11 protein-coding genes and 1 tRNA gene are annotated in these 9,110 nt (G+C 45.0%); 5 read left to right on the top strand and 7 right to left on the bottom strand.

The features are described from left to right. Positions 1-251: excisionase family DNA-binding protein (locus tag THEPK_RS11370; protein WP_042702343.1), on the bottom strand; the 251-nt coding region annotated here is incomplete at its 3' end. A 44-nt stretch (positions 252-295) separates the two neighbouring features. Continuing rightward, entirely contained in the window at positions 296-1,114 is an 819-nt protein-coding gene (locus THEPK_RS11365; RefSeq protein ID WP_083965090.1) for a DUF3887 domain-containing protein, read from the bottom strand. A gap of 84 nt (positions 1,115-1,198) precedes the next feature. On the opposite strand from THEPK_RS11365, the gene dph2 reads away from it, so the two are divergent. From dph2 to THEPK_RS11335, 5 genes are all read left to right on the top strand, one after another. Continuing rightward, on the top strand, positions 1,199-2,236 hold the full coding sequence (dph2, locus tag THEPK_RS11360; protein WP_042702048.1) for a diphthamide biosynthesis enzyme Dph2: 1,038 nt from the start codon (positions 1,199-1,201) through the stop codon (positions 2,234-2,236). 157 nt (positions 2,237-2,393) lie between these two features. Beyond that, a protein-coding gene (locus tag THEPK_RS12775) for an IS982 family transposase (RefSeq protein WP_156882201.1) occupies positions 2,394-3,265 on the top strand; the annotation gives its coding sequence in 2 pieces (ribosomal slippage) (positions 2,394-2,820 and positions 2,820-3,265; 873 coding nt in all). Positions 3,266-3,291: 26 nt separating this feature from the next. After that, positions 3,292-3,573 carry a hypothetical protein gene (locus tag THEPK_RS11345; RefSeq protein ID WP_232194585.1) on the top strand — a complete coding sequence of 94 codons (282 nt, stop codon included), beginning with the start codon at positions 3,292-3,294 and terminating at the stop codon, positions 3,571-3,573. Positions 3,574-3,581: 8 nt separating this feature from the next. Then, a complete protein-coding gene (locus tag THEPK_RS11340) occupies positions 3,582-4,190 on the top strand; it encodes an METTL5 family protein (protein WP_042702039.1) in 609 nt (202 codons plus the stop codon). 1 nt (position 4,191) lies between these two features. Further along, positions 4,192-5,523, top strand: coding sequence for an RsmB/NOP family class I SAM-dependent RNA methyltransferase (locus THEPK_RS11335; protein WP_042702036.1), 1,332 nt, complete (start codon positions 4,192-4,194; stop codon positions 5,521-5,523). On the opposite strand, the gene THEPK_RS11330 is transcribed toward THEPK_RS11335, so the two are convergent. From THEPK_RS11330 to THEPK_RS11310, 5 genes are all read right to left on the bottom strand, one after another. Continuing rightward, positions 5,520-6,599, bottom strand: a complete 1,080-nt coding sequence (locus THEPK_RS11330) for a mechanosensitive ion channel family protein (protein WP_083965089.1) — start codon at positions 6,597-6,599, stop codon at positions 5,520-5,522. The genes THEPK_RS11335 and THEPK_RS11330 overlap by 4 nt on opposite strands. 2 nt (positions 6,600-6,601) lie before the next feature. After that, positions 6,602-7,243: a DUF432 domain-containing protein gene (locus THEPK_RS11325; RefSeq protein WP_042702033.1), complete on the bottom strand. Its 642-nt coding sequence runs from the start codon at positions 7,241-7,243 to the stop codon at positions 6,602-6,604. Positions 7,244-7,318: 75 nt separating this feature from the next. Further along, positions 7,319-7,987 (bottom strand): DUF434 domain-containing protein, encoded by a 669-nt coding sequence (locus THEPK_RS11320; RefSeq protein WP_042702030.1) that lies wholly within the window; start codon positions 7,985-7,987, stop codon positions 7,319-7,321. Continuing rightward, positions 7,987-8,757 (bottom strand): HD domain-containing protein, encoded by a 771-nt coding sequence (locus THEPK_RS11315; protein ID WP_042702027.1) that lies wholly within the window; start codon positions 8,755-8,757, stop codon positions 7,987-7,989. The genes THEPK_RS11320 and THEPK_RS11315 overlap by 1 nt, the downstream gene beginning before the upstream one ends. An 80-nt stretch (positions 8,758-8,837) precedes the next feature. Beyond that, positions 8,838-8,913 (bottom strand) — tRNA-Gln (locus tag THEPK_RS11310). Positions 8,914-9,110 lie beyond the last annotated feature (197 nt).

Raw genomic sequence — 9,110 nt, 5'->3', positions numbered from 1 at the left:
GCGCAGTAGTTTTTGAGGTATTCGACCTGTCTTTCAAGGTCTTCTTTCTGGTCTCTGCTTGATACTCTGGCGTAAATTACAACCTTGTCGGGGGTTTTGCCTTCGAGGAGTCTTTTAATCTCGCTTTCCGGGATGCGGTATTCTTTTCCAACCCTGTATGCTTTAATCTCGCCGGCTTTGATTTTTCTGAGGAGTGTCGGCTTGCTGATGCCAAGGAGCTGTGCCGCTTTTCCCGTCCTATAAAGCTTCATACTGCACACCCCTATTACAAACAATGACACAAAATATATAAACTTTACGATTTTAACCATTTAGAAAACAGCCCACCCAATGCAATAAGCTGAATCGCCTGTAAAGCAGGAACAAGGATCGCTTCACCAAGCCCAAAGCCAATACCAATGAAAAGGGCCTCGTTAAGATACTTGCCTTTTGAAAGCCCATATTTCAGACTCTCTTGGAAAAATCCAGCAACAAAACCAAGCCACACTGCCGCAAAAACTACGAAGATTGTTCCCCTGGCAACTATCTCCGAGTTTGATCTTATACCAACTGCCAAGAAGGGTGCATTCTGTATTAGAGGTTGAATGCCAAGTGTTATTGCAACCAGTATGATGCCCAAAATTATCTCCGCGACACCTATTTTCTTAAATCCAAGCATGTAAAATGTCAGCAATGCTAAAAAGCCTCCCAGGACCGGGAAGAATAGTGCAACTCCTAACGGAATACCTGCTTCTTTTGAATTTACTGCATCAATCCATATGCCGGAGAGCTTGTATTCCCCGTTGACCTCTTTAAACACCAACCTTATGGTGACATTTGCTCTCTCAAATTCAAAGTTATAATAACCAAGTATGAACTCTCCTGTTTTCCCCTCTTTAACAAAGCTGTAGCCTTTAAACTCCCCATATTTTGATATAAGATCGTTCCTGAAAGCGTTAAATTGATTTTCGTCAAAGGCTCTTTTCATTTCCTCATCCAGATAGGGCCGCAAAACGTAATAATCACCCGTTTTAAGGGCGTTGAATGTGGCCTCAGCAACATAGTCATAGGGCCTTTCCGCTAGGGCGAACGTGCTAAGAAAAACAATTATCAGCAAGAGTCCGAGCTTTCTCATTTTCACCACCATACCTCGAAGTTCGAAGTATTGTTGGAGCCAAATCTTTAAAAGAATTTTGTTTTTGAAGGAATTGGTGAGCCTATGTACGAACTTCACGAGAGAGAAGTTTTGGAGAAGCTGAGAGAGCTGAATGCGAAGAGAGTTTTGATTCAAACTCCTGAGGGTCTCAAGAAAGAGGCACAGTTTTTGGCAGAGTTTCTTGAAGAAAACGGCATAGAGAGCCTGATAAGCGGTGAGGTTAATTATGGGGCCTGCGATCCGGCAGATAAAGAAGCCAAAATGCTCGGGTGTGATGCCCTAATCCACCTCGGTCACTCATACATGGTGCTTAACCTCGAAGTTCCGACGATTTTCATTCCCGCCTTTGCAAAGGTAGATGTGATTGAAGCGTTATCAAAAAATATATCTGAGATAAGAAAGCTTGGGAAGAGAATAGCCCTGGTTACGACGGTTCAGCACATAAAGGACTTGCAAAAGGCGAAAGAATTCCTTGAAAATGAGGGATTTGAGGTAAAAGTTGGTAAAGGGGATGGAAGGGTTTCCTTCCCGGGCCAGGTTTTGGGGTGCAATTTCTCTGCAGCAAAAGTGGAAGCCGATGGAGTTCTCTTTATTGGAGCAGGCTACTTCCACCCCATTGGCGTTGCTTTAGCCACAAAAAAGCCAACTTTAGCTATAAACCCGTACAGCGGCGATGCGATATGGATGGATAAAGAGGCAGAGCGGCTCATCAGGAAGCGCTGGGCACAGATAGCCAAGGCATACGATGCGGAGAAGTTTGGAGTAATAACAAGTACCAAGAAAGGCCAGCTGAGACTTGGAGAGGCCAGAAAAATCGCGAAGCTGCTGAGAGAACGTGGAAAAAAGGCCCAACTGATAGTTATGAACCACATAAGCTACCCAGCTCTGGAAGGCTTTGACTTTGACGCTTACGTTGTGGTCGCCTGCCCGAGGGTGCCGATAGACGATGTTGATAACTGGAGAAAGCCAGTGCTTACTCCAAGAGAGCTTGAGATTCTGCTCGGGCTGAGAGAAGACTATGAGTTCGATGAAATATTCGGGGGCAAACGGGATCAGGACGAACCCATTGGAATAAGCCTCAAGCTTCCAAAGTCTTTATAAGCCCCATTTCCAATTCCCTATCATGCAGAATGTTGATGTTATCATCTATATCCTCCTTGTGCTTCTATACTACCTCTTCCTGAAAACAGCATTAGATGTTACCCTAGTTCCCATTAGATCGTTAGAGTTATAAGCACTTAAGTCTTTTGGTTGATTGGTGGTTGTATTGAGCTTTCAAAGGAAAATCCTGATCATAAAATCCGAAATCTATCCGATAATCAGCAAACACTACCCGAAAAACACTCACAGGGAAATAATCAGCCTCTACGACCTGATAACCTTCGCAATACTAGCACACTTGCACTTTAACGGAGTTTACAAGCACGCTTACAGAGTCCTAATCGAAGAAATGAAGCTGTTCCCCAAAATCAGGTACAACAAACTAACAGAACGCTTGAACAGGCACGAAAAACTCCTGCTCCTAGCGCAGGAAGAATTATTCAAAAAACACGCCAGAGAATACGTTAGAATACTGGACTCAAAGCCCATTCAGACCAAGGAGTTGGCCAGAAAAAACAGGAAGGATAAGGAGGGTTCTTCAGAAGTCATCTCTGAAAAGCCCGCAGTTGGGTTTGTTCCCTCTAAAAAAAGTTTTACTATGGGTACAAGCTGACCTGTTACTCTGATGGGAACCTGTTGGCTTTGGTGTCCGTTGATCCGGCGAATAAGCATGATGTGAGTGTTGTCCGGGAAAAGTTCTGGGTGATTGTTGAGGAGTTTTCTGGCTGTTTTCTGTTTTTGGATAAGGGTTACGTTAGTAGAGAACTTCAGGAGGAATTCCTGAAGTTTGGCGTTGTTTACACGCCGGTGAAGCGGGAGAATCAGGTTAGTAATCTGGAGGAGAAGAAGTTTTACAAGTACTTGTCTGACTTTCGCAGGAGGATTGAGACTTTGTTTTCGAAGTTTTCTGAGTTTCTTCTGAAGCCGAGCAGGAGTGTTAGTTTGAGGGGGTTAGCTGTCAGGATTTTAGGGGCGATTCTGGCCGTGAATCTGGACAGATTATACAACTTCACAGGTGGTGGGAACTAGGGTTAGATGTTTTCACGTACAAGGAAATGAAAAGCTATTCGATTCTAGCAATCTCCGTTGTGGGTGTAGGAATTTCTCTTGGAATAGACCTCTTTCTTGGGGTTTTGGTACTTTTTGCGGTTTTAAAAATGCTGAAACTGAATTTAAAAGAAGCTCTCGTTGTGGCGTTCACAGCGGAGTTCGGATTTCTCTTAGGGGTGATTGTGGTAATGTTTATATTGACCACAGCAGGGACAATGTTCGGTATAGAGGGCCTTGAGTTCAACATGACTTGGGAAGAGCTTCTCCAGTATATTGCAAGCCCGTAGGTGATAGAATGAAGAAAAAACACCTCGCAATTATCCTCTCGAAGTTGAAGGGTTTTGAAGAACCTAAACCAGAGCTTGAGCAGTATAGAACTCCCGGTGACGTTGCCGCGGAGCTTTTGTGGTTAGCCCATTCCATGGGAGACATCGAGGGAAAAATCATAGCCGATCTTGGAGCCGGGACCGGGGTTTTAAGCATTGGAGCAAGCCTGATGGGGGCTAAAAAGGTTTATGCAGTCGAAAAAGACAAAAAAGCCCTTGAGATAGCGATGGAAAATGCAAAAACACTGAACATTACCAACATAGAGTTTGTGAATGCACCGGTAGAGGACTTCAACGTGAAAGTTGATACTGTGATAATGAACCCTCCCTTTGGAAGTCAAAACCCAAAAGCGGATAGACCTTTCCTTCTCAAGGCTTTTGACGTCAGCGATGTTGTTTATTCCATCCACCTCGCCAAGGAAGAAGTTAGGAAGTTTATTGAAGCTTTTGTTAAAGACAACGGCTTCAAAATTACCCACCGCCTAACCTTGCCCTTTGAAATCCCGGCCCAGTTTTTCTTCCACCGAAAAAGGCTTGAGAGGATTTTGGTAGACATTTACAGATTTGAGAGGGATTGATATGGGTAAGCTAAAGCTAAGCGACAGACAGCTCTACGCCCTGATAGAGGCCCTTAAGCTTGGGGAAGAAGTAAAACCCAGCCAGCAGGCAAAAAGAAAAGCATTTGCAAAGTATAAGATAGAAGGCTGGGAAAACTCCAAGCTAACGGGGATATTTTACTCTATCCAGAGGCGTCTGGGTTTAATAGATGAAATAATTGAAGAGCTTGTGGGGGTTTCTCCACTCATCCTCGACCCATGGCTGAGGGCAACTCTAAGGGTAGCCGTAGAAGTCGCTATCTTCAGAGACCCGAACGAGAAAACCCTTCAGCACCTCAAGGGGCTGGCTCAGTTCCTCTCGAAGAGGACTCATCCCTACGTGGGCTATTACTACTATGAACTTTTTCCAAGGATCATTAACTATATTCCAAAGCTCGACACGGAGGAAAAAAGACTCAAGTGGGAGTACCTCTTTCCGGAATGGTTCATAGCGAGGATGAAAGTGTTGCTTGGAGAAGAAGCCGAAGAACTCCTAAAGGCGCTAAACGAAACCCTTCCAACGAGCATAAGGGTAAATCGCCTTAAAGTGAGCGTTGAAGAGGTTGAGAACTATCTGAAAAAGAAGGGAATCCGCTTTGAGAGGAGCAAGAGAGTTGAAACCGTAATCAGAATTCTCGATCCCTTTAACCCGGAGTGGCTCTTCAACAAAGGCTATGCCATAGCGCAGGAGGAAGCTTCTGCCGTTGCACTTCTTATTCTCTCTCCAAAGCCCGGGGAGACAGTGGTGGATTTAGCAGCAGCTCCCGGAGGGAAAACTACCCACATGGCAGAGCTCATGGAGAACAAGGGTAGAATCTATGCCTTCGATGTGGACAAAGCCAGAATAAAGCGCATGGAAGAAGTCCTGAGGAGGACAGGAGTAAAGATTGCAGAGGTTATCAAAGCCGATGGAAGAAAAGCACCAGAAATTCTTGGCGAGGGAATCGCCGATAAAGTGATGCTCGATGCACCATGCACCAGTGACGGAACGATAGCAAAGAACCCGGAACTGAGGTGGCGCCTCCGGGAGAAGAACATCCCCAAAGTAGTAACCCTTCAGAAAGAACTTATCGAGAGCGCATGGAAGCTCCTGAAGCCGGGCGGAAGGTTGCTATACTCAACCTGCTCCATGCTTCCAGAGGAAAACGAGGAAGTCGTGAGGTGGTTCCTTGAAAGGCATCCAGATGCTAAGTTAATTCCTCTAAGGGGCCCTTACGATGAGGGCTTTCTCGAAGGGACGATGAGGGCCTGGCCCCACAGGCACAAAACCATAGGGTTCTTCTATGCGCTGATTGAAAAGGAAAAGAAGCACTAGCCTTCTTTCTCCACCTTTACCCTCAGCTCCTCCGCGAACCAGTTCACCCTCTGCGGGAACGGTATTTCTATGCCCTCCCTATCGAGGGCTTCCTTAACTTTCTGGACTATCTGCGTCCTAACGTCAAACCACTTCTCAGTCGGCGCCCACGCTCTCACGGCTATGTTAACGCTGTTGTCTCCGAGGTTGTCTACAAAGACCGCCGGTTCTGGCTCTGCTAAAACGTAGGGCATCTCCTCAAGGGTCTTCTTGATGACGTCTATGGCTCTCTGGGCGTCCTCCTTGTAGGCTATTCCTACGATTATGTCCACTCTTCTGGCTGGATATTTTTGTAGGTTCTTTATATCGCTGTTGAAGAGCTTTTCGTTTGGAATTCTGACCAGAAGACCATCCCATGTCCGTATCCTTGTGGAAAAAATTCTAATATCGTGAACAATTCCAGAGTAGCCTGCCACCTCTACCGGGTCACCTATTTTAAGGGGCTTATCAAAGTACATGAAGATGCCCGAGATGAAGTTTGAGACAACAGTCTGCGAAGCAAAACCAAGGACGATACCCGTTATTCCGGCAGCAGCTAATAGTGTGCTCAGCTTCCCGCTAAATCCAGCGATATTGAGGGCAAGGAAGAAAGCGAGTGTAACTATGGTATAATAGAAGAGCTTCGCTTTGAGCTGAACCTCTGGAAGCTTCTGCTTCGAAGATCGCATTATGATGTAGTCCTTTGACTTTTTGGCGAAGATATAAGAGAAGTAAAACACAAGAAATGCCGCGATGAGATTGCTCAGCTTAGTACCCGCAACCGGGATGGAGAGAACTCCAAGAGCATCAAAGGCATAAACAAGAGCTATAACCACTATTAGATTATAAAGCGTCGATGCAGTGTCCTCGTTAACTATCCAGACGTACTTGGTACTCCTTGAGAAATTAAGAAGATACTTCCTAAGGAGCTTTGCCATAATAACTCCAACCACAAGGACTAAAACTGCTTTTACAACAGCGCCCAAAGTTAGGGCGAGGAAGACCCGCTCTCCGAGTATGCCTTGTTCCCAGAGGGAAGTTGTGTTTACTGTGCTCATTCTCACCACCTCATTAGGAAGTTTGGCAGAGATAACCCCTGTCCAACTCCGGATAGCCCTTCTTTTGGTGGCCTTCCTGTGTTGTTAATCTCAGGATTGTGGTTTTTGAGCGTGACAACTACAAGGGGATAGTAGGCTTTTCTGCTCTCATAGTACATCGAGGTTCCCCGTATTGGAACTACAATCCTCTCTAAAGACTTCCACTCAGGCGAGGGGTTAGAGATTATAAGCTTTGCAATTCCCATTGCGTCTGGCTCTTTCGTGTAAAAGGAACTAACGTGATAGCGGCAGACTACACCAGCTTCCAACGTACCATACAGAGCATACTTCTCTTTTCCGACTATGAAATGGTCTACGCTTAAGTCACCAACCTTAACATCAATTTCCACCGGGGCCTCAACAAACCCCATTATTGAATCTCGAGGAGGTATCACAACGGGTTCTCTGAACCTCACCATGAGAAGCCTCACACCGTAGCCGAGGGCTGGAGAAGGGAGAACTTTAAGCTTTTCTCCGTTGTTTTTGATGAGCTTCTCTACATCATCCCGCCTATACCGGATTACCCCTTCTTTTTCCTCAAGAAGGTGGATTTTTTTATCGCCAACCTTGATGAACTGGGTCTTTAGCTCATATTCCCCAAACATGGAAAAGAATAGGAAAGAAAAGATATAAACTTTGCCTTATTTGGATTTTCCCAAAGCTATCCAATGTCCAAAAAGCTAAAGTCTTAACAATTCTGGATTTTTTAAAACGTCAATAAAGGATAAGTACTTCAACCCTTTCTTCTCGGCTATCATTTGGGGCAAATCCACTACAAAGGGGACTTTTTCGATTATGCCTATATCTGAACTGGCCACAACCTCAAAAGCTTTCAAATCATGATCCGGAGCCGTAGATAACTTGACTTTTCCGGGAATGCTATGTTCCTCTAAAAGTTCTCTAGTAAGCCCGGCAACCTTACCGCTTTTGCTCACTGGTGCATCATAGAAGAACCGGACTTCATTTAAGCCCAGAGTTCTTAGAAAGTCAACTAGAAGAGCCAGCGTTTGAGGAGTTCTTGGGCTTATTTTGTACCCTCCTTGGTGCTTGAGATCCCTTAAAAGTCCATCCTCGCACAGAATGGCTTTTCCCTCAAGAAGAGACTCGAGAGTTATCAACACGTTGAAACCATCAACCCCAAGAACTTTTCCTTCCAAATCCTCTGGCTGGAGAAGCTTAGCTTTTCTTTCTCCAATTTCTCCATCCGAAAAGACGCATCTGAATAAAAAGTGCCTCTCTTTCTGGGAAAGTCTGTAGTGATTTGCAACAAACTCAAGGGCATACTTCTTTCTGTAACCCCTGTTCAGGAGGTATTTTAAATCATCATAAGCTAAAAGGAGAGAAGACATCAAACCACCTTTTCCAAGGTCTCTTCTCCTGCGTGTATCCTAATTTTAACTTTTCCGCTCAAGAGAGAGCTCTTAACTTTCTTTGTGAGTATCTCGTCAACCTGAAAAATTCCGGCAAGGTGCTTCATCCACACCTCCACAAGGATAGGGGTGTCTTCGTCGCCTTCCTTTATTTCAACTCTGTCAATGGCCAGGGCCGAAACGGCGTGGATATCAACCTTATCTTTTTTATATGCAAGCCTGCTTCTCCCTTCTTCCATATCACAGCCATCCGCTATCGTTACACAGCTCCCCTCAATAGTGGTGCAGGGAACAGCCTCGTCATGAGTGTAAATAGCGTTCAGAGTTAATGCCTTCAAAAGCAACCAATCTTTTTTCTCAAATCTCTTGGTAAGCTCATCTATTATAGGCTCGGCAAGAAGAACACTGAACTGGTAGTGCTTATCCCTGTGGATCATATTTCCGATATCATGAAAGAGAGCTCCAAAAGAGACTATGAACTTACTCCACTCAAAGGGCTTGCCCAGCTTTTCAGCCGTTGTTTCGATTCCGAATTTTTTAAGAAGTTTAAGAACTTCCAAAGCCCGCCTTGTGGTCAGGAGAACGTGTATCGCACCGTGGTCATTAAACCGATAAACATTAAGAACTATGTAGTTCGTTGTGTCAAAATAGTACCTATACTTCCGGTAAGTGTCTTCATAGAGGGCGTAAAGTTCGTCATTCTCCAGAAGCTCCTTTATTTCACTCAAAAGCTGTTCTTCAGTATACATTTTTTCACCTCCCGCTATAGAAGGGACTTGTTGAATTTAAATGTTGTTAAAAAGAGAGGTTTGGTCTGGAGCCCATGGTATGGTAGCCCCGCGGGGATTCGAACCCCGGTCGCGGGATCCAGAGTCCCGCATGCTTGGCCGCTACACCACGGGGCTATGCCCGATGTTAAATTAAGCGAGGTATTTATAAATCTTACCTTTTTCTTTTGAAAGCCTCGCCCTTCAGGGCGGGGATGCAGTAATCGAGAAACCGGCCAGAGAGCAGGAAAGCAAAAGAATGTTTTTAAACCAAAAACGTGTGAATTAATAACGAGAAGCAATGAAAAGAACCGTAACGCTCAAACTCCAACCCT

It is taken from the genome of Thermococcus sp. PK (assembly GCF_000430485.1).
GTDB classification, from domain to species: Archaea; Methanobacteriota_B; Thermococci; order Thermococcales; family Thermococcaceae; genus Thermococcus_A; species Thermococcus_A bergensis.
Note: the sequence above shows the minus strand (reverse complement) of the source record. Positions and strands in the feature narration are given on the sequence as shown.